Consider the following 19224-nt stretch of genomic DNA (forward strand, 5'->3'; position numbering starts at 1 on the left):
CCATAGCTTTTCCTTATTAAATGAGATCGCATGAAAAAAGAGACACACCACCCCTATCCAATCAATTCTATTTCAGAAATGCATCGTTTATTGGGTCTGCCTAAACCTGCACATCCTTTGGTAAGCGTAATTAATTTAAGTGAGGTCAATTGTCATTTAGATGAAAATTTACAAAGTGTGAAGTACAACTTCTATTCCATCTGCATCAAAAGGGATTTTAAGGGTAAGATGAAGTACGGTCAAAATTATTACGATTTTGATGAAGGCATCATGACTTTCTTTTCTCCCGGACAGGTCATCTCTACTGTTGTGGAAGATGATATTTCTATCAATGGATGGTGGTTAATGGTACATCCCGACTTTATCAGGAGCTATCCGCTAGCTAAAACAATTGCCAACTATGGTTACTTTTCTTATGCGGCCAATGAGGCCTTACATCTTTCTGAAAAAGAAGAAACAATGATTACGAGCATTATGCAACATATTCAGCAAGAGTATCATTCTACAATAGACAATTATAGTCAAGATGTAATGCTATCGCATATTGATCTTTTGCTAAATTATGCCAACAGATTTTACAACCGCCAATTTATTACCCGTAAAAATGCCAATAACGATTTATTGATCAACCTAGAAACCATACTTGCTGATTATTTTAATGGAGATAAAGTACAACAATTGGGCTTACCAACAGTACACTACCTGGCTGAACAATTAAACATTTCTGCCAATTACCTTAGTGATATGTTACGTTCCTTAACAGGACAAAACACACAACAACATATCCATAACAAACTGATTGAGAAAGCAAAAGATGTTTTATCCACTACCTCTCTTTCTGTAAGCGAGATTGCTTATCAATTGGGGTTTGAGCACCCCCAATCGTTCAGCAAATTATTTAAAAACAAAACCAATTTTTCTCCTTTGGCTTTCAGGCATTCGTTCAATTGATTACTTCAGCATTGTTATCAATTCCGACAGTTCCTTCACTACCAATTCATCACTACCCAAATACCCAACTGTTTTAAAACGGATGGTACCTTTTTGGTCGATTACTACTTTTAAAGGTATGGCAGAGGCACCATATTGCGTTTGTACCACATATTTCTTGCCATTAGTTGTACCTATTTCATCCAATAACACATGAAAATTATAACTGTTTTTCTTCAAATAGGCAGTAATTCTTTTGGAGAGGTCTTTGGTAAATGTTTCAGCTGTATTGATAAAAAGAAATACTACGTTTGTATCTTTTTCATACTTACTGACGAGTTTTTGCATCCCCGGAAAAGCCTGTAAACATGGAATACACCAAGTAGCCCAAAAATCGAGTACTACAATCTTCCCTTTATAAGCTGCCAAGCTTACCTTTTTACCTTTCTGATCTACCAACGTAAAGTTTGGTGCGGGCTCATTTAACATCATCTTAGTTAGCGCTGCTGTTCTATTTTTCGCTACCTCTGCCAGTAATTTGGACAAATTGATCTCATAATCTTCTTTATTGGCGCTACTGTTTTGATAAGCTACTTTATAGGCATCCATCACCTCTGTGGTGGTCTCTCCTTTTTTAATGATGGTCTCCAATAAATTTTTTGCCAACTCGTAGTCTTTCTGCCTAGCCAATAACAACGCATAATACAGGTTAACCTGAGCTAGTTTGCCTTCATTTTCCTCTAGTACGTTTTTAAGTAGCATAAAAGCTTCATCAAATCTTTGCTGGCGATAAAAGATCTGACCTAAAGCACCATTAAATTCAATCTTTTTTTCTTTTAACCTGTTGAGCTCCTTTTCATTTGTAGTTTGACTAGCTGTGGTATCCAATAGTGCTAAACCCCATTTACTGATCTTTTCAGCAGCATCAAGTTCTTTTTGGCTATCGGCCAAAAATTGGGCTGCAGTAAACAAGTTATTTAATTTAACATTGGCCGATTGCTTTTGAACATAGAAATAAAACTTAGGCAAGTTAAATTCCTTTAAATAGGCCTGGTTTACAGCTGAATATACCGAACTCAATAACGAATTGAAATCTTTGCTATGGAGCATATCATAATCGTTAATCAATTTTATCGCCAATGCTTCCATCTGCCCAGCCGATTGAGGGGTTAAAGCATCTTTATACCTTTTTGAAAAAATAACTGGGCTACTCGGATAGGTAATGGCCAATTGTTCAATTGTTTTACCTGCTTGTTCGGTCATTCCCAACACTTCATAAAGCCGAAACTGCTTTAAATAATCCATGTCTGTTATTTTCTTTTGCTGATCAATTGCCGCAATTATACCTAATATCTCTGTTTTTGCTTTTTCTGGGCTTAACTTTAATAACAATTGATAATACTTCTGCACCACCATGATACTGTTTTTGGCTGCTGGGTATTGCGACCTTTCTTCTTGAACCAATTGTAAAGCTTTTTGATAATCTTCATTAAAACCATACAGTGTTTTTCCAGTGGCATTAATGTAAAAGTCGGCCATCAGATATTGGGCACCCTCTACCGTTTTACCATCCTTATAGAAAGGATAAAAATGACCATAGGTTGGCGCAGTATCCCATACTTTTTTTGAAGAAAAAGCAAAAGCCACCAATTGTGTAGTAGAATCCGTTACCAGTTTGCCCACATAAACCTCACCTTGTTTGCTTAGATTAATTTTTTTATTGTCTTGCATCAAACCTTCAAATACAATTGCAGTAGCTGTTTTTAAGGTGTCTTTTTCAAATTTCCCACCTTTAGGATCATAGGTAATATAAAGTGTATCACCTGGGACAGGTTTTTGAGGTTTAACGGTTAAAGTTTGTGCTATACAATTTGTAGCACCCATAAAAATGAACAGCAATACCATTGGTTTGATAAAAATTTGGGCAATAGTTTGTCCTTCGCCAGGTTTTACGAACCTGCGTTCGATTAGATTTTTCATAATTAAAAATTTATGGTGTTGGGTCTATTTAACTACCAAATGATACCTGGCTGCCAAGGGTCTTCTTTTGGTATTTTTGTTTCGTTTGTAATGATTTCGTTCGCCGTTATTTTAGCTTCTCGCACACGTGAGTTCAATGAAACCATAATGTACTTGAACTTTGCATTCTCCACTTTCATATCTACATATTTAATGGCTAATGTATCTACTGGTTTGGTTTCCTTTTTCACATATCCATAATCTGGGTTTGCAATTACCTTATAAATTGTTCCCCATGTACGGATGTCCACGTTATTCAAAGTATGCACAATTTTTCGTTTCAAAGCATTAACCACAACCAGTTTTTTTTGGTCATTTTGTTTTCCATCTGCATAACCTACCATCAGGTTATCTGTTGATATTTCGACAACATTACCTTTGATCTTATAATAGGCTTCGTCGATATAAAGTGTATCTGCCACAATGCCCCTAAATAGTTGTGCTTCTGTACCTGACAACACCCCATGTATCGCTTTTCTGATAGGAAGATTATCCTTATTGGTAGTCCAATAGAGCATATACTCTCTTGCGTATAGTTTTTTGCCCTGTGCGGCAAGTTCAACTGCGATTTGGTTCAGTACCCCCACTCCAGTGATCAATTCGCTAGTTGTTACATTCGTTGCCATTGGTGTAGACACTTGTTGGGTGCTATCAACCTTATCTTCTTGCTGACCAACTTTCTTGATTATTTTTTGTTCAGGAGCAACCTTTAACTCTTTTTGGTTAGGTAAGGAAACTATTGGTCTTGATGGGCGGGTTTGAGGTTTAACTGTTTCGCCAACAACAAAATTGATCAAACCATAAGACTTCTCTACTTTAAAGGCCGAAATAAAAAATAATAACCCAACCATTGGAAAAAGCACCAAGCATTTAACCCATACCTTTCTTTTCGATTGTGGCCGTCCCAGTTGTTTGATCCGTTGTTCAAGCTGCGTTTGGGTAAATGCCGAATGGCTTAAGGGCTCTCTTGGTACATAAGCATGTTGGATAAGCAGATTGGCGTAATCATATTTATTCATCAAAGCTGTTGAAGTCTCCTGATCTGCGATATACTCGTGGTTAAGTTTTGCAGCGCTAAACAGCTGATATAACAATGGGTTAAACCAATTCAGACAACAAAGTAGCTCGAAGAATAAAACATCATAACTGTGGCCTTGCCTGATGTGCATTTTTTCATGTGCAATAATCACCCGGTTCTGATATAGATTTGGATGCAAGAACAACCAGCTAAAAAAAGAAAATACTTCTTCTTTAGCATAAGGGAGCTTGATAAATGTAATGTCATCTTGGATTTCCTTTTCCCCTCTTCGATAAATACTTACGATTTTATAGAGATGGAATAAAAGCTTACAGCAAAACAGCAATACAACAGCCCCATAGACCAAAAACAATAGCTTATCGAAAGTGAAATTGATATCATTCTCAACAGACTCACTAGGCTTAGTAATCTTATCAGCAACGGCTATTAAAGGTACATCGTACAATAACTTTTTGGCCGACTGAGCAACAATAGGCTGTGAAATTGGTGTGGTATAACTCACTGTTAGTAGAGGCAACACAAAAGCCAGAACAGCCGTAACCAATAAATACCATCTGATTAAAACATACAATGTTTCATTCTTTAAAACGAAATAATAAAAAGCATAAAAAATGCCTAAATAGATATTTGCTTCAATCAGATAGTACAACCAAGCCATTTTATAGATCTTTAAGTTTATCTGCCAATTGTTTTAAGCGCTCATGCGTCACTTCATCTAAGTTCTTTTCTTCTACCAAAAAAGAAACCAAACTATGGTAAGAACCACTAAAGTAATTGTCGAACACTTTGTCGAAAGCAAAATGTCTGTAATCCTTTTCGGCTACTAATGGATAATAGGAAAAGACATTGCCATTGGCCTCCAACGCAACAAAGTTTTTTCCTTTTAAAACTTTTAATACCGTAGCCACTGTGTTGTAGGCAGGTTTAGGCTCGGGCATACCATCAGTAATTTCTTTGATCGTTGCCTTTTGCAACTGCCAAACAACCTTCATGAGCTGTTCTTCTGCCTTAGTCAATTCCCTAATTTCTTTCATAGTACTATAAATATAATACTACAATTATAGTACTATATTTATAAGAAAAGAAATAAAGAGTTATAAATAATATAAGTAATTGATAATCAATAATTTAAATTAATTCAATTGCTCAGTAAGCAAGCGCATTTCGATATGTGGCGAGTGTTTTTCGTACAAGATGGCATAAACAGCCCGACTGATCGGCATTTCTACCTTATATTTTTTATTGATGTGATGCATGCAGCTCACTGCATAATACCCTTCGGCAATCATATTCATTTCCAGCTGGGCTGATTTTACGGTATAACCCTTCCCTATCATGTTACCAAAAGTACGGTTGCGGCTAAACTGCGAATAGGCAGTTACCAATAGATCGCCTAAATAGGCCGACTCCTTAATGTCTCTATCAATTGGGTGTACGGCATCAACAAAGTCTTTGATCTCTCTGATGGCATTAGAAATGAGCACTGCTTGGAAATTATCGCCATAACCCAATCCATGGCAAATACCACTGGCTACAGCATATATATTTTTGAGCACCGCAGCGTACTCCGTTCCAAAAATATCATCAGAAACATTGGTTTTAATATACCTGGTATTCAAAAGTTTGGCAAAGGTATCTGCAAAAGAAAGATCTATACTTGCAATAGTTAAATAAGACAGCTTTTCCAACGCTACTTCCTCAGCATGGCAAGGCCCACTGATCACAGAAATATCTGTTATTGGCACCTCGTATTTTTGGTTGATAAATTCGCCGATGATCAGATTTTCATCTGGTACAATTCCCTTGATGGCCGAGATGATTTTTTTCCCTTTCAAATCGGCAGGACTAACGTCTTTTAAACTTTCTTTTAAAAAGGCCGCAGGAACATTTAAGATCAAATAGTCTGCGTTCTTGATAATTAAATTAATATCAGCCGAAATATTAGCTTCAGGCACTTTAATTTCTACTGAACTTAGGTAATTAGGGTTATGTTTAAATGCTTTGATATGCGCTATAGCTTCTTCATTGCGCATCCACCAAAAAATCTCCTTTTCGGCTAAATTATCAGACAACATTTTAACGATGGCTGTGGCCCAACTTCCGCCACCAATCATTGCAATTTTAGGAATCATATCTCTTAAGATTTAACGATAGGTTCAAATACTAATATCCAAACCATCTAAAAAGGCAAAAGGTTTAAAGTAAAAGCTTTTATGCAATTACTTTAAACCTTACCTAACTTGCCTCAAAAATACTTAATTATTATGATTTAAGCTGATTACTTTTTCTTTTCAGTGCTAAACAACTTATCCTTAGCAGTTTTCTCCACCTTCATGTTCTCTTTTAACTTGTTCTGAATAGCAGAATATGGTCCTGTAACAATCTCTTGTCCAGCCTTAAGTCCGGTTTTAACAATAATATACTGATCATTCTGAATACCAGTAGTTACTTCTGCTTGTTTAACGGTAGAAGTTTTACTGTCAAATAAATACACAAACTGTTTTACTTTTTTATCAGTTAATTTACTTTTTTGTTTATCCTGGTTCTGATCGTTTCCTTGGTTTGCCATCGGATCAGTAGATTTATCTTTATTGCTGGTAAATACCGCCTGAATTGGAACAGCTAAACTGGTTTCTGATTCGCTTTCGATATCAACAGTAGCTGATAAACCTGGTCTGAATGGAGAAGGTAAATCTTTTGCACCACCTTTTACTGAACTATAAGAATCTGCAATTAAACGAACTTTAACAGAGAAGTTAGTTACTTGATCTACTGAAGTAGTTGTCGTTCCAACACTAGTTGATGAACTTGCGATTTCAGTAACTACACCTTTAAATTTCTTATCTGCAAATGCATCAATTTCAATCGAAGCACTATCGCCAACGTTTACACGGTTGATATCATTTTCGTTTACTTCCACATTAACTTCCATGGTAGTTAAGTTAGAAATACGCATAATTTCTGTACCAGCCATTTGCGATGTTCCCAAAATACGATCTCCCAATTCGATAGACAATTTTGAAACTACCCCATCAACTGGAGAATAGATGGTGGTTTTAGCCAAGTTTGCACCTGCTTCTTTTACGTTTGCACCATTTTGCTCTAAGCCAAATTTTGCACCAGTTACATTTTCTTTTGCACTAGCCAAGTTTGATTTTGCAGTTAAATAAGCGGCTTTTGCAGCATCAAATTCAGATGCAGAAATTACTTTTTTATTGAACAACTCAACATTACGTTTGTAAGTTGCCTCAGCATTTACAAAGTTAGCTTGAGACTGGATCAGTTGCTGCTCAGAAGCTGCAACACTTGCTTTTTGCGAGTTGTAAGAAGCTACTGCTCTCTCATAACCCGATTGTAAAACATCTGGTCTAACTTTACAAAGTAATTGACCTTTCTTTACTACATCGCCTTCTTTTACCAAAAGCTCTGTTACCTCTCCTGAAACCTCAGAACTTAATTTAACCTCTGTTTCTGGCTGTATTTTACCACTGGCAGTTACTGTTTCAACCACTTTCTTTTCTGCTGCTTTATCTACAGTAACTTTTTCAATCTGTTCGCCACCAATAACGCCAGTAAACTTTAAAACTAGTAGTAATACAAGTATTAAACCGACGCCAATTAAAATGTGTTTAAGTTTCATAATTAAGGATAAGTATTGTTTGTTTGCTTTATTTAAAATGTAATTTGTTTACCTAAATAATAATCTATCACTTTTGCTCTAAAGATCAGGTCATATTTAGCTTGAATGGTATCTATTTCTGCTTTGTTTTTATTTGTCAATGCAGTGCTATAATCTAAAGAGTTCACCAAACCTACATTGTAACGTTGTTCGATCACATAAAAGGCATCCTTTTGTGCTGCAAATGCATTAGTTGTCGATTCATAACGACCTTCTGCTGCCTTTAAGTCGGCAATTGCCTGATAGATTACCTTATTCAAGGTATTTTTTGCCAATAGCTCGTTTGTTTCATTTCTCATCAACTCAATTTTGGCACGGGTTACACCAGATCTTGCCTGTAAACCATTAAAGATCGGAATACTTAAGCTAAGCCCTAGTCCTTTACCTAAGTTGTTTTTAATTTGATCGTGAAATGTTGCATTGGCACCTGCAGCATTATAACTGTAAAAATAATTACTGCCATAACTTGCGTTGAATGAAAGCCTTGGATATAAATTACCTTTAGCTACTTGAACAGAAATCTTTGCGCCAGCTGTATTTATAGCCGCCAATTTGATATCTGGAAATTGGTTCATCGCATTGCTAAAAACCTCCTCAGCGTTATATTGAGCTGATGGTTTTTTAAAGCTATCAATTAAGGGCACCTGGATATCATAAACAGTTGATGATGGTACATCCATTAATTGCGCCAAGGTTAAATATGAAATAGATAGTGCATTAGCAGCATTGGTTACACCTAGCTCTGCAGTGGCTACTTGTGATTTAGATTGCGACAAGTCTGCCAAAGTTTTGTTACCCACATCTAACAACTGTTGTTGTTGGTTCAATTGTTGTTTGGCTACAGTTAACTGATCTTGTGCTGCCTTTAATAGATCTTTATTATACAAAATCTGTAGATATGAAGTTACTACAGATAGAATCAAGTCATTTTTTACTTTTTCGGTAGCTGTTTTACTACCATCTACCAAGTATTTGTTTTCCTTAATCCTATTTATTTTTACAAAACCATTAAATACATCAATACCTGTACCGATGTTACCGCTTAAGCTATAACGCTGGTTATTCTCAAATAGACCTGAAGCCGACTGGTTCCTTCCCCAGTTCATGTTTTGGCCAATTGATCCATTTAAGGTTGGCAAAAGAGCCATTTTAGCTTGTTTCAAATTCTCTTCAGATAGACTTTCGTTCAATTTTGATTGTCTAACCTGTAGATTGTTTGTTAAAGTTTTATCTATGGCCTGTTGTATGGTAATTACTTCTTGCGCATAGCTTTTTTGGCTTAAACTAGTTAATGCTGTTAAAGATAAAATAAATGTAAGCCCTTTTAAAAAGCTAGGATTGGCAACTTGTTTCATAAAAAATAGTTTCACAATATTAAATAAACAATTAATTGAATTTTGTAAATTTTTAAGTACAGCCGTTATTTGTTTACTTTTGGCTATGTACTTGGTTAAATCTCCACTTCTACTCAAATGGTTCTATTCTGCTTTAACATGGAATAAGAGCCGCTCGAAAAAAATTATTTATTTAACCTTTGACGATGGACCTATACCCAATGTTACAGACTTTGTACTAAATACTTTAAAAAGCTTTGAAGCAAAGGCAACTTTTTTCTGTATTGGCCACAATATAACCAAACATCCTGAAGTTTTTGAAAATGTAAAAAATGCTGGTCATGCCATCGGAAACCATACCTTTAACCACTTAAAAGGCTGGAAAACAAATGATGAAACCTACATTGCCAATTTTCTTCAATGCCAACAGCTTACGCAAAGCGAGCTCTTTCGTCCTCCATACGGAAAAATAAAAAAGAGCCAAATCAAAAAACTAAACTCGGTTTACAGTTCTCAATTTTCGGTTTACCCTACTGAAACCTCGAATCGTAAGCTGCAAATTATCATGTGGGATGTTATTAGTGGTGATTTCGACCTCCAACTCTCCCCAGAAAAATGTTACCAAAACGTAATCAAAAATGCTAAAAATGGTTCTATTATTGTCTTTCACGATAGTTTAAAAGCTTTTGATCGTTTGCAATATGCCTTACCCAAAACATTAAAATATTTAAGCGAAAAAGGTTACCAATTTGGCACACTTTAACATTTCGGCTATGAGCGAAGTTAATGCCAAGCCTATCACAAAACAATAACACGCTATATTACAGTTAATTAAGTTTAAAAATAAAACAATTACTGTTCATAAATGCACAAAAGTGTTCGATAGTGGACATAATTGGAGTTGAAAGTGAAAAGTTGAAAGCCCAAAGCGGAAAGCTGTTCAAAGTTCACAGTTTATGGTTTAAAGTTGTAGTTTTCTGTTCTTTAACATGCCATAAAAATTATTTAGAATATTTCCAAATAATATAATGAGATAGAGATGATAGCGTTACGCCTGTTTTTTTTGTAAATTCGCTACCAATTAGACGAATAGATTACTTTTAACACAATTTATCAATGGCTTTTGATATAGAAATGATCAAAAAGGTATATGCTAATTTTAGTAGCCGTGTAGATGCGGCACGTAAAGTAGTAGGCAGACCTTTAACACTTTCAGAGAAAATATTATACACACACCTTTGGGATGGAAATGCAAATACAGCATTTATCCGTGGTACGGACTATGTTGATTTTGCACCAGATAGAGTTGCAATGCAAGATGCAACTGCACAAATGGCCTTGCTACAATTTATGCAAGCTGGTCGCCCACAAGTTGCTGTTCCTTCTACTGTTCACTGTGATCACTTAATTACTGCAAAGTCGGGTGCTGAAATTGATCTACCTCATGCCAATAAAGAAAGTAAAGAGGTTTTTGATTTCCTTGCTTCTGTTTCAAATAAATATGGTATCGGTTTCTGGAAACCAGGAGCTGGTATTATTCACCAAGTGGTATTAGAAAATTATGCTTTCCCTGGTGGAATGATGATCGGTACGGATAGCCATACTGTAAATGCAGGTGGTTTGGGTATGGTTGCCATTGGTGTTGGTGGTGCTGATGCCTGCGATGTAATGGCCGGCCTACCTTGGGAGCTTAAATTTCCAAAATTGATTGGTGTTAAATTAACTGGTAAGCTAAACGGCTGGACATCGGCAAAAGACGTGATCTTAAAAGTGGCTGGTATTTTAACCGTTAAAGGTGGTACTGGTGCCATTGTAGAATATTTTGGCGATGGTGCCATCAATTTAAGCTGTACTGGTAAAGGTACCATCTGTAATATGGGTGCCGAAATTGGTGCAACTACTTCTACTTTTGGTTACGATGACAGTATGGAGCGTTATTTACGCGCTACAAACCGTGCTGATGTTGCTGATGCAGCCAACCAAATTAAAGAACACTTAACTGGAGATGCTGAAGTTTATGCAGATCCTGAAAAATATTTTGATCAATTGATCGAGATTAACCTTGATGAATTAGAACCTTACTTGAATGGTCCTTTTACACCAGATTTGGCTACTCCTATTTCTCAAATGAAAGAAGTTGCAGCTGCAAATGGCTGGCCTTTAAAAGTTGAGTGGGGTCTAATCGGTTCTTGTACCAATTCTTCGTACGAAGATTTATCTCGTGCAGCCTCTATTGCCAAACAAGCCATAGACAAAGGCCTAACTACCAAAGCTGAGTTCGGTATCAATCCTGGTTCTGAGCAAGTACGCTATACTGCAGATCGTGATGGTTTATTGGGAACTTTTGAAGATTTGAACGCTACAATTTTCACCAACGCTTGCGGACCATGTATTGGTATGTGGGATCGTACAGGTGCTGAGAAAGCTGAAAAAAATACGATTGTTCACTCGTTTAACAGAAACTTTGCTAAACGTGCCGATGGTAACCCTAATACTTATGCATTTGTAACCTCTCCAGAGATTGTTGCTGCTATTGCCATTGCTGGAAATCTTGGTTTCAATCCATTAACGGATACTTTAACCAACGATAAAGGCGAACAAGTAAAATTAGATCCACCAAAGGGTGATGAATTGCCATTAAAAGGATATGCAGTTGAAGATGCTGGTTTCCAAGCTCCGGCAGCAGATGGTTCTGGAGTTCAGGTAATCGTTTCTCCTACCTCTCACCGTTTGCAATTGTTAGATCCGTTTACTCCTTGGGAAGGCACTGATCTAAAAGGTTTAAAATTATTGATCAAGGCTAAAGGAAAATGTACTACAGACCATATCTCTATGGCTGGACCTTGGTTAAAATTCCGTGGTCACTTAGATAACATTTCTAACAACATGTTAATTGGTGCGGTTAACTTCTTTAACGAAAAAACCGACAATGTTAAAAATGAATTAACAGGCGAATATGGTCCAGTACCTGCTACACAACGTGCTTATAAAGCCGCTGGTTTAGGTTCTGTTGTAGTAGGTGACGAAAACTATGGCGAAGGTTCATCTCGTGAACACGCAGCTATGGAGCCACGTCACTTAGGCGTACGTGCAGTATTGGTAAAATCATTTGCCCGTATTCACGAAACCAACCTTAAAAAACAAGGAATGTTAGGTTTAACTTTCGCTGATAAAGATGACTACGATAAAATCCGTGAGGACGATACATTAGATATCATTGGCTTAACAACCTTTGCACCTAATGTACCTTTACAGATGGTATTGCATCATGCAGATGGAACTTCTGAGACAATTACAGTTAACCATAGCTATAACGCACAACAAATTGAGTGGTTTAAAGCTGGTGGTGCATTAAATATCATTAGAAAAGAAGCTGCTGCTAAGGCAGGTTTGTAAGAGAAAGAGCAAGGAGTAAAACTTCGTCTTTAATCTTTCTTCAAAAAATCCCATTTGGAATAAAATCTAAATGGGATTTTTTATTTAATTTTAAACCTAAGCAACATTTAATTTTTATCGATGTCATTTAAGCGATGAGCCATATTTTTGAAACGATAGAACCTTGCAAGGCACTTAAAAAATATGTAGCCTGTTATTATTTCATCAAGAGCGACGATCCTAATTTTACGAGCCGACATTATTCCTTTCCCCATACTTATAATGCATTGAGCATTTATAAGGATAGCTACTTCGATTCAAATCCTTCCTACTTTAGTGCCAAGCAAAGTCTAACCCCAAACTATGAAATGTTTGTACAGGTTAAAAGACAGGCACCACTAATGGTTAACATTTCTGGCAAAATCAATAGGATTACCATCTTATTTAAAGATTTCGGCATCAATCATTTCATTACCGAAACACTGTCTAAAATTATGGGTTACCATACCTCTGAATTTAATTCATGGAAAAATGACCCCCATTTTTCTGATTTCATGACAGACTTATTTCTTCATGAAGATGGAAAAGAAAAGGGAAAGATCATCGATGAATTTTTGTTGCAAAGATTGGCTCCCATTCAGCTTTCTTACCTCGAAAATGCCGTTGCTTTACTTTGCAACTTTGAAGAAAACCTACCCATCGATCAAATAGCGATGAGTTTTAATGTTTCATTGAGATCATTTAATCGCAGGTTTAAAGAGGTTTTAGGTGTATCTCCAGTAGAATACCGTAGAATTGCACAGTTTAGGCAATCAATTGACAACAAACTACATCAATCGCAATTTAAACGATTGACCGATATTGGCTACCAAAGCCATTTTTACGACCAAAGTTATTTCAATAAGATCTACCAAAAATTGACTGGATCTAACCCTAAAGCATTTTTCAAGTCTATTGAGAGAATTGGCAATGACAAATTGATCTTCCAATTTGTGACCAAATAAAATGGCTGAAAAATACAATTCTCTGTAATCTAACTCTTCTTTCTTTGTACTCAATCTGAATCTTCAGGTTAAACATCCCATTCTTTAAACTTTAGTTTTATGAAAAGAGCAGTCCTTATTTTTGCAATCATTCTACAATCGTCACTTTCAGCCTACCTTTTTGCTCAAGAAAAAAAAGTCGACTTATTAGATTCAGCTAGGGTTTATTATGAGAAAAAAGATTATAAAAAAGCTTTTGATTTTTATGAATCTTATCATGCAAACCCAAATCGTGGCACAAACAATATTGATACTTATTATGCAGCAGTAGCAGCTTGTCACGTTAACAATATGGAAAGGGTTAAATACTACCTTAAGTACTCTGCCGAGATTGGTTATGAAGTACCTGACTATAAAAAATATGAATTGGACAGTGCAGGTTTTTGCCTACACGACCTACCCGAGTGGAAAAAATACATGAGTGTTTTTAAATTCAAGTCTGATTCTTTACTGGCTGCACATGCTAAAATAATCGCCCAGATTACGGATACTACAAATCGAGTGAATAGTTCTTTACTATTGGATCATCAATATTGGAAAGAATTGGCCTCAAAAAGTACCAGTAGCCAATTAATTAGCAAAATTAAACAGTACAACAGTTATCCAACTACTAAAAAAGATGATTTTTGGACCTTATATCAGATCAAAGTAAATGATGCATTAACCGTACCTTTTCTGGTGCACATTCCTAAAGGTTATCACCCAAAGCAAAAAAATCCATTGTACGTCTACCTTCATGGTGGAGTTGTCAATCGCCCCGGCTTTGTTCCTCCACAATACGTTATTGGTCAGGCAGAAATTAAAATCATGGATAAAGCTATTGAGCAAAATGCCTTTATCATTTATCCCTTTGGCAAAAAGGATTTTGGTTGGCTTTACCAACAGCTCGCATTTGAAACCATTTTAAAGGAAATTACCTATGTGAAGTCGTTGTATAACATTAATGACAATAAAGTTTATATTGGTGGACACTCTAATGGAGGGAGTGGTGCATTTTGGTTTGCCATAAACCAACCCTCTTCATTTGCTGGTTTTTTCGGCTTGAATTATCTGCCCAAGGTCTATGGCTCAAATACGCCAATCAGCAACCTCAAAAACAACACTCCTTTTATAGGTGTTAGTGGCACTGAAGACTCAATATTTCCTTTAACTATGGTAAAAGGCATTTATGATCTTGCTATAGCGAATGGTGCAAACTGGCAGAACTTTAGCAAAAAAGGAAACCATGGTTTACCTTTCGCAAGTAAAGACTCTATCAATTTTATTTTCGATATGCTTGCCACTAAAACTCGGAATCCTTTTCCTAAAAAGATTGAATGGGAAACAGACAATGTAAAAAATGGCCGCAATGCATGGATAGAGATTGCACAATTAGATACACTTGCAGAGAAAGCGGGTTGGCATACTACATTAAATCCAACACTTACTCAAAATGGAAAAACCGGTTTAGTAGATTTTAACAAAAATAAGTCGGGAGCTATTAAGGCTACCATAGATGGCAATCAGATCAACATCGAAACATCGAGGGTAAAAAGCATCAGGTTATACATTTCTCCAGATATGTTCGATTTGAATAAGCAGGTAAAAATCACCATCAACAATAAAGACTTCTTGAATATAAAGCTCGATGTAGATAAACAGACTGTATTAGAGGAGTTTTTAAAGACCAAGGATCGCGACTTTATTGTGGCTAACAAAATAGACCTGACCATAAAATAAAACAAGCTATATTATAAAAAATCCTGCACTAACTTAATTTAGGCAGGATTTCTTTATTTAAACTCGTGACCACAGTTATAACAATGGTAACACTTATTCGCTTTAAAGGGATAAACGATGAAGAAAATAGACAAAACAGTTACCCACCAACTAAATCTTTTTTTGGTAGCCTGGCCATAGCTTACATTATCAGAGCCACAATTTTCGCATAAAACTTTATTTGCATCAACATCATCGGTAAGTTCAGGCTCAACCTCAAATTCATGCTCTGCAAGTAATACATTAATTCGTTCAACATCTCTTTCAAAAACATTGAGTTTCACTCCTCCAATTGCTTGGTTATACAAGGGGTTAATTGTGGCTACATTCTCGTCGGTTAAAAAGCAGGGAATATCGCTATCCTCCAATCTAGCTTTCACAATATTGGCTTCAATTGGGTTGTAATAGGTACTGTAAACGATGATCTTATCTTCCATAGCTATAGATCTACGTCCTCAGCTAAAAGTTGATCAATAGCCCCTACTTCATTCTCAAAAACATGCAATTGAATTCCACTGATCGAAGAATCTAAGAGTGGTCTTAATCCAGCCGTATTCTCTCCAGAAAGAAAACAATCGAAACCTGCATCTTTCAGTCTTGTCATGATGATATTGGCTTCTATTGGATTTTCGTAAGTTTTATAAACGATGATTTTGTCTTCCATACCACAAAGTTAAGGTTTTAATTTATCTTCACTCCTTTACAAATTTGAAAGTTGTGATAGCTGTTCATATAACCTGTTGGCGAGGACGCCCACGGCAGCAATTTTACTCTTGTTCCAAAAAGCTCTTCCACCAATAACCAGAGTCTTTAATGGTGCGTTGCTGGGTCTTAAAATCGGTGTGAACCAAACCAAAACGAGCTTGGTACCCTTCTGCCCACTCAAAGTTATCCATTAAGGTCCAGGCCATGTAACCTGTAATATTTACGCCTTCGTTTTTGGCCTTAAGCATCGCCTTAAGGTAAGAAGAGAAATAATCAATCCGTTCATTGTCTTGCACATAATTATCAATCAGCTTGTCGTTAAAAGCCGCTCCATTTTCTGTGATCATCAAGTTTTTAATATTCGGATAGGCCGCAAATTGTTTAATGATATTGTAAAAACTATCTGCATTAATCTCCCAGCCCATGGCCGTGTGTGCTTTTTTTCTGTTTTTTGCTTTTACTTCCCATGCTTGGATTACTGGAATGAAAGCATTGAATTTAATAACCAATGGAAAATAATTTTGCAGACCAATAAAATCAAAATCGAAGGTCATTCTTTCTTTATGTCGCCAAGCAGAATGACTTACTGTAAATTTCTCCAATACATCCCAATCTGCAGTTGGGAAACCCATACCCAGCGCCGGCTCAATAAATAAACGATTCATTAAACAATCTACGCGTTTGGCCGCCAATAAATCGGCCGCATTTTGTGTATATGGGATAATCTCTGAACAAGAAAATGTGGTTCCAATATTCGCATGGCTAACTTCCGACCTTAAAATACGGCCTCCATCTGCTTGTGCAATGGTAGCATGTTGTACGGCAGCAAAAAAGTTGGTTAGTCCCGTTTCGCCGGGTGCATGCACACCTAGCATATAACCTAATGAGGTAAAGCCAAATGGTTCGTTAATTACAATCCAATTTTTAACCTTATTGCCATAGGTTTTGGCACACAACATTACAAACTCATTAAAATCAGCATTGACACTATAAGATGTCCACCCTCCATTTTTGGCCAATGCTTCTGGCAGGTCCCAATGATACAAGGTAACATACGGAATAATTTCATTGGCTAGACACTCGTCAATTACGTTATGGTAAAAGTTGATGCCTTCTTCATTCACCAATCCTTTGCCCAATGGTAAAATGCGTGACCATGAAATAGAAAAACGGAATACCTTAAACCCTAAGATTTTTACTAGGGCAATATCATCTTTATATTGTTGATAAAAGTTGCAGGCAATTTCTGGATGATGGCCCTTTTTAACTTTTCCTGTTCTTTTGGCGAAAGTATCCCAGATGGAGGGCCCTTTACCATGTGTAGTTGCTGCACCTTCTATTTGTGCAGCTGCTGTTGCAACTCCCCACAAAAAATCGGCGCCAAAATCTGCAGCTTTCATTTTAAATTTTAGTTCCCAAAATGAAAAAGAGGTATGAACTTTATGTTAAGCTTGCAATATCATTTACATTGTCGAAACATTTAATCAACAGACAAACCGATTTCTTTTAACAGGATAGCAGCATTAAAGGTGGTACAAGGGCCTAATTTAATTTTATAATCAAAATTCATTTCACCTCCATCTATCTGAATATCAAAATGATAATTACGAACGGTATCTGGATGAATTTCTTTCAGTTCCGACAATTGAAGATCGTGTGTGGCAAATAAAGTCGGCGTACCTATATCAATGAGTTTTTCGATAAATACCTTTGAACCCAAAAACTTATCCTTGCTGTTTGTGCCTCTTAACATCTCATCTATCAGTACAAAGGAATTTTGATGGAGTGCCACATTGGCCAGAATCATCTTTAACCTATTTAATTCTGCCTTAAAAGTAGAAGTGCTTTCATTTAGCGAATCCTTAATCCGCATATAAGTAAGGATTTTAAAGATTGATAGGTTCATTTGATTTGCACAAACTGGTGCCCCAGCATAGGCCAATACCATATTGATACCTAATGTTCTTAAAAAAGTACTTTTACCCGCCATGTTAGAACCTGTAATGATATCAACTGTTGGCGTTTGTGCAAAGTGGAAATCATTGGCCACCCGATGTTGCTGTTTAATTAATGGGTGCCCCATCTCTAGACTAACTAAGCAAAATTGATCTTCAATTTTTGGAAAGCTCCAATTGGGATGGTTGTAGTTTAAGGTAGCTAAAGAAATCAATTCTTCGAACCTGCCAATTCTATCCAGACCATTCTCTACTTTTTTTGAAGCCAACTGATGCCAGATGTCTAGTTTAATACAACATTTCAAATCCCATAACAAGAAAAAATTTAAAACTGCACTCAACAGAATATTTAATCTCGCATCAAATGCCTGAATGATCTTTGAAAGCTTTTTGATCTCTTCGCTCACCTTGTCTTTCGACTCGAATAAACCTTGTAGGTAAGCACTTTGCCAATTGGTATCTTCTGTCCATTTGATGGCTGTAGCGTAATCACTTAGCAATGCCGAATTGCCACTAAAGCCATAATATACCTTATCTATTTTCTTGGTCAAGAAAAATATAATCGATGCATTTAACAACGCCACTAAAGCAATAACACCCCATAATTTACCACCAAAAATAACTGCAGCCAGAAACAAAATACTGATCAGGGTTGGTAAAACTTTAACATATGTTCTTAAAAAATTTTGGTGTGTAAATAGGAGCTGATCGGCCAGTTTTCCTCTTAACTTTTCTTTGATCTGTTCGATCTTACTTACATCGTGGCCCTTTAAATTTGCCCGAAACCCATAAGTACTATCAATATGAGTGGTTATTTCTTGTACCGCCTCTTGTCTGGCCAATATTTCTACTTTGGTATTGGGCTCAATCAAATTTTTGGATAAATGGTCTACCCCATTTTTGGTACTACATCTATTGATCAATGCAAATAACGATGAGCTACCAAAAATATCCAGATCGGCTAAATAAGGATGGTTTTCATCTTCAAAAGCTACACCATGATCATAACCATTTTCCTCATCATTGATAAGGTTGACCTCATTTTTGTATACCCATAATAAATGTCTAAGGTAGGTTTCGGTTTTTTGCAATAGATTTTGCTTTTTTACTACCATTACAAAAACGGCAATAGGAATAATAAAACAAGTACCCACTATCAAAGTGGCCAGCTCATTTTCAGTTTTTACAAAAACGATAAACACCAAGATTTCGGCAATTAACAATGCTACCCGGATAAATGAAAATTTATCGATCTTGATTTTAACCTGTGCTATTTCGGCTGTAATGTCTTTAACTAAAAGTTCGTACTTGGTTTTGATTTCTTCTTGGGTTTTTAACATTATATTTGAAGTCTTGAGGGTATAAAGATAGAAAATACCACCATGAT

Annotated in this window: 15 protein-coding genes; 5 read left to right on the forward strand and 10 right to left on the reverse strand. The window is 36.3% G+C overall.

The genetic code is table 11. The features are described 5' to 3' along the window. Nucleotides 1–30 precede the first annotated feature (30 nt). Nucleotides 31–951, forward strand: coding sequence for an AraC family transcriptional regulator (locus AQF98_RS02880; RefSeq protein ID WP_055130403.1), 921 nt, complete (start codon nucleotides 31–33; stop codon nucleotides 949–951). Here AQF98_RS02880 and AQF98_RS02885 read toward each other — a convergent pair whose 3' ends face one another. The 6 genes from AQF98_RS02885 to AQF98_RS02910 form a co-directional block, all read right to left on the reverse strand. After that, entirely contained in the window at nucleotides 952–2910 is a 1959-nt protein-coding gene (locus AQF98_RS02885; RefSeq protein WP_055130404.1) for a redoxin domain-containing protein, read from the reverse strand. A gap of 32 nt (nucleotides 2911–2942) precedes the next feature. Next, a complete protein-coding gene (locus tag AQF98_RS02890) occupies nucleotides 2943–4646 on the reverse strand; it encodes a M56 family metallopeptidase (RefSeq protein ID WP_055130405.1) in 1704 nt (567 codons plus the stop codon). Between the two features lies 1 nt (nucleotide 4647). Beyond that, entirely contained in the window at nucleotides 4648–5022 is a 375-nt protein-coding gene (locus tag AQF98_RS02895) for a BlaI/MecI/CopY family transcriptional regulator (protein ID WP_055130406.1), read from the reverse strand. Nucleotides 5023–5121: 99 nt separating this feature from the next. Beyond that, a complete protein-coding gene (locus AQF98_RS02900) occupies nucleotides 5122–6120 on the reverse strand; it encodes an NAD(P)H-dependent glycerol-3-phosphate dehydrogenase (RefSeq protein ID WP_055130407.1) in 999 nt (332 codons plus the stop codon). A gap of 146 nt (nucleotides 6121–6266) precedes the next feature. Continuing rightward, the gene (locus tag AQF98_RS02905; RefSeq protein ID WP_055130408.1) at nucleotides 6267–7628 is read right to left on the reverse strand and encodes an efflux RND transporter periplasmic adaptor subunit; all 1362 of its coding nucleotides are present in this window, start codon (nucleotides 7626–7628) and stop codon (nucleotides 6267–6269) included. Nucleotides 7629–7660: 32 nt separating this feature from the next. Beyond that, nucleotides 7661–9022, reverse strand: coding sequence for a TolC family protein (locus AQF98_RS02910; protein ID WP_055130702.1), 1362 nt, complete (start codon nucleotides 9020–9022; stop codon nucleotides 7661–7663). 85 nt (nucleotides 9023–9107) lie between these two features. Between AQF98_RS02910 and AQF98_RS02915 the strand changes: the two genes are divergently transcribed. From AQF98_RS02915 to AQF98_RS02930, 4 genes are all read left to right on the forward strand, one after another. Further along, nucleotides 9108–9764 (forward strand): polysaccharide deacetylase family protein, encoded by a 657-nt coding sequence (locus AQF98_RS02915; protein ID WP_055130409.1) that lies wholly within the window; start codon nucleotides 9108–9110, stop codon nucleotides 9762–9764. 353 nt (nucleotides 9765–10117) lie between these two features. Beyond that, the gene (locus AQF98_RS02920; protein WP_055130410.1) at nucleotides 10118–12397 is read left to right on the forward strand and encodes an aconitate hydratase; all 2280 of its coding nucleotides are present in this window, start codon (nucleotides 10118–10120) and stop codon (nucleotides 12395–12397) included. Nucleotides 12398–12531: 134 nt separating this feature from the next. Continuing rightward, the gene (locus tag AQF98_RS02925) at nucleotides 12532–13380 is read left to right on the forward strand and encodes an AraC family transcriptional regulator (protein ID WP_055130411.1); all 849 of its coding nucleotides are present in this window, start codon (nucleotides 12532–12534) and stop codon (nucleotides 13378–13380) included. A gap of 99 nt (nucleotides 13381–13479) precedes the next feature. Continuing rightward, nucleotides 13480–15138, forward strand: coding sequence for a hypothetical protein (locus tag AQF98_RS02930; RefSeq protein WP_055130412.1), 1659 nt, complete (start codon nucleotides 13480–13482; stop codon nucleotides 15136–15138). 53 nt (nucleotides 15139–15191) lie between these two features. Here AQF98_RS02930 and AQF98_RS02935 read toward each other — a convergent pair whose 3' ends face one another. The 4 genes from AQF98_RS02935 to AQF98_RS02950 all read right to left on the reverse strand — a co-directional run bounded on the left by AQF98_RS02935 (nucleotide 15192) and on the right by AQF98_RS02950 (nucleotide 19177). Beyond that, nucleotides 15192–15614 carry a DUF2007 domain-containing protein gene (locus tag AQF98_RS02935; protein WP_055130413.1) on the reverse strand — a complete coding sequence of 141 codons (423 nt, stop codon included), beginning with the start codon at nucleotides 15612–15614 and terminating at the stop codon, nucleotides 15192–15194. Between the two features lie 2 nt (nucleotides 15615–15616). Continuing rightward, entirely contained in the window at nucleotides 15617–15841 is a 225-nt protein-coding gene (locus AQF98_RS02940) for a putative signal transducing protein (protein ID WP_055130414.1), read from the reverse strand. A gap of 103 nt (nucleotides 15842–15944) precedes the next feature. Beyond that, on the reverse strand, nucleotides 15945–17282 hold the full coding sequence (locus tag AQF98_RS02945) for a GH1 family beta-glucosidase (protein WP_055130415.1): 1338 nt from the start codon (nucleotides 17280–17282) through the stop codon (nucleotides 15945–15947). A gap of 80 nt (nucleotides 17283–17362) precedes the next feature. Then, nucleotides 17363–19177, reverse strand: a complete 1815-nt coding sequence (locus AQF98_RS02950) for a DNA mismatch repair protein MutS (RefSeq protein WP_055130416.1) — start codon at nucleotides 19175–19177, stop codon at nucleotides 17363–17365. Between the last annotated feature and the right edge of the window lie 47 nt (nucleotides 19178–19224).

The organism is Pedobacter sp. Hv1, from assembly GCF_001412215.1.
Taxonomy (GTDB): Bacteria; Bacteroidota; Bacteroidia; order Sphingobacteriales; family Sphingobacteriaceae; genus Pedobacter.

Bases quoted from the DNA above. Each gene is read 5' to 3' on its own strand.
- AQF98_RS02880 (WP_055130403.1), top strand. From the start codon at position 31: ATGAAAAAAGAGACACACCACCCCTATCCAATCAATTCTATTTCAGAA.
- AQF98_RS02885 (WP_055130404.1), bottom strand. From the start codon at position 2,910: ATGAAAAATCTAATCGAACGCAGGTTCGTAAAACCTGGCGAAGGACAA.
- AQF98_RS02890 (WP_055130405.1), bottom strand. From the start codon at position 4,646: ATGGCTTGGTTGTACTATCTGATTGAAGCAAATATCTATTTAGGCATT.
- AQF98_RS02895 (WP_055130406.1), bottom strand. From the start codon at position 5,022: ATGAAAGAAATTAGGGAATTGACTAAGGCAGAAGAACAGCTCATGAAG.
- AQF98_RS02900 (WP_055130407.1), bottom strand. From the start codon at position 6,120: ATGATTCCTAAAATTGCAATGATTGGTGGCGGAAGTTGGGCCACAGCC.
- AQF98_RS02905 (WP_055130408.1), bottom strand. From the start codon at position 7,628: ATGAAACTTAAACACATTTTAATTGGCGTCGGTTTAATACTTGTATTA.
- AQF98_RS02910 (WP_055130702.1), bottom strand. From the start codon at position 9,022: ATGAAACAAGTTGCCAATCCTAGCTTTTTAAAAGGGCTTACATTTATT.
- AQF98_RS02915 (WP_055130409.1), top strand. From the start codon at position 9,108: ATGTACTTGGTTAAATCTCCACTTCTACTCAAATGGTTCTATTCTGCT.
- AQF98_RS02920 (WP_055130410.1), top strand. From the start codon at position 10,118: ATGGCTTTTGATATAGAAATGATCAAAAAGGTATATGCTAATTTTAGT.
- AQF98_RS02925 (WP_055130411.1), top strand. From the start codon at position 12,532: ATGAGCCATATTTTTGAAACGATAGAACCTTGCAAGGCACTTAAAAAA.
- AQF98_RS02930 (WP_055130412.1), top strand. From the start codon at position 13,480: ATGAAAAGAGCAGTCCTTATTTTTGCAATCATTCTACAATCGTCACTT.
- AQF98_RS02935 (WP_055130413.1), bottom strand. From the start codon at position 15,614: ATGGAAGATAAGATCATCGTTTACAGTACCTATTACAACCCAATTGAA.
- AQF98_RS02940 (WP_055130414.1), bottom strand. From the start codon at position 15,841: ATGGAAGACAAAATCATCGTTTATAAAACTTACGAAAATCCAATAGAA.
- AQF98_RS02945 (WP_055130415.1), bottom strand. From the start codon at position 17,282: ATGAAAGCTGCAGATTTTGGCGCCGATTTTTTGTGGGGAGTTGCAACA.
- AQF98_RS02950 (WP_055130416.1), bottom strand. From the start codon at position 19,177: ATGTTAAAAACCCAAGAAGAAATCAAAACCAAGTACGAACTTTTAGTT.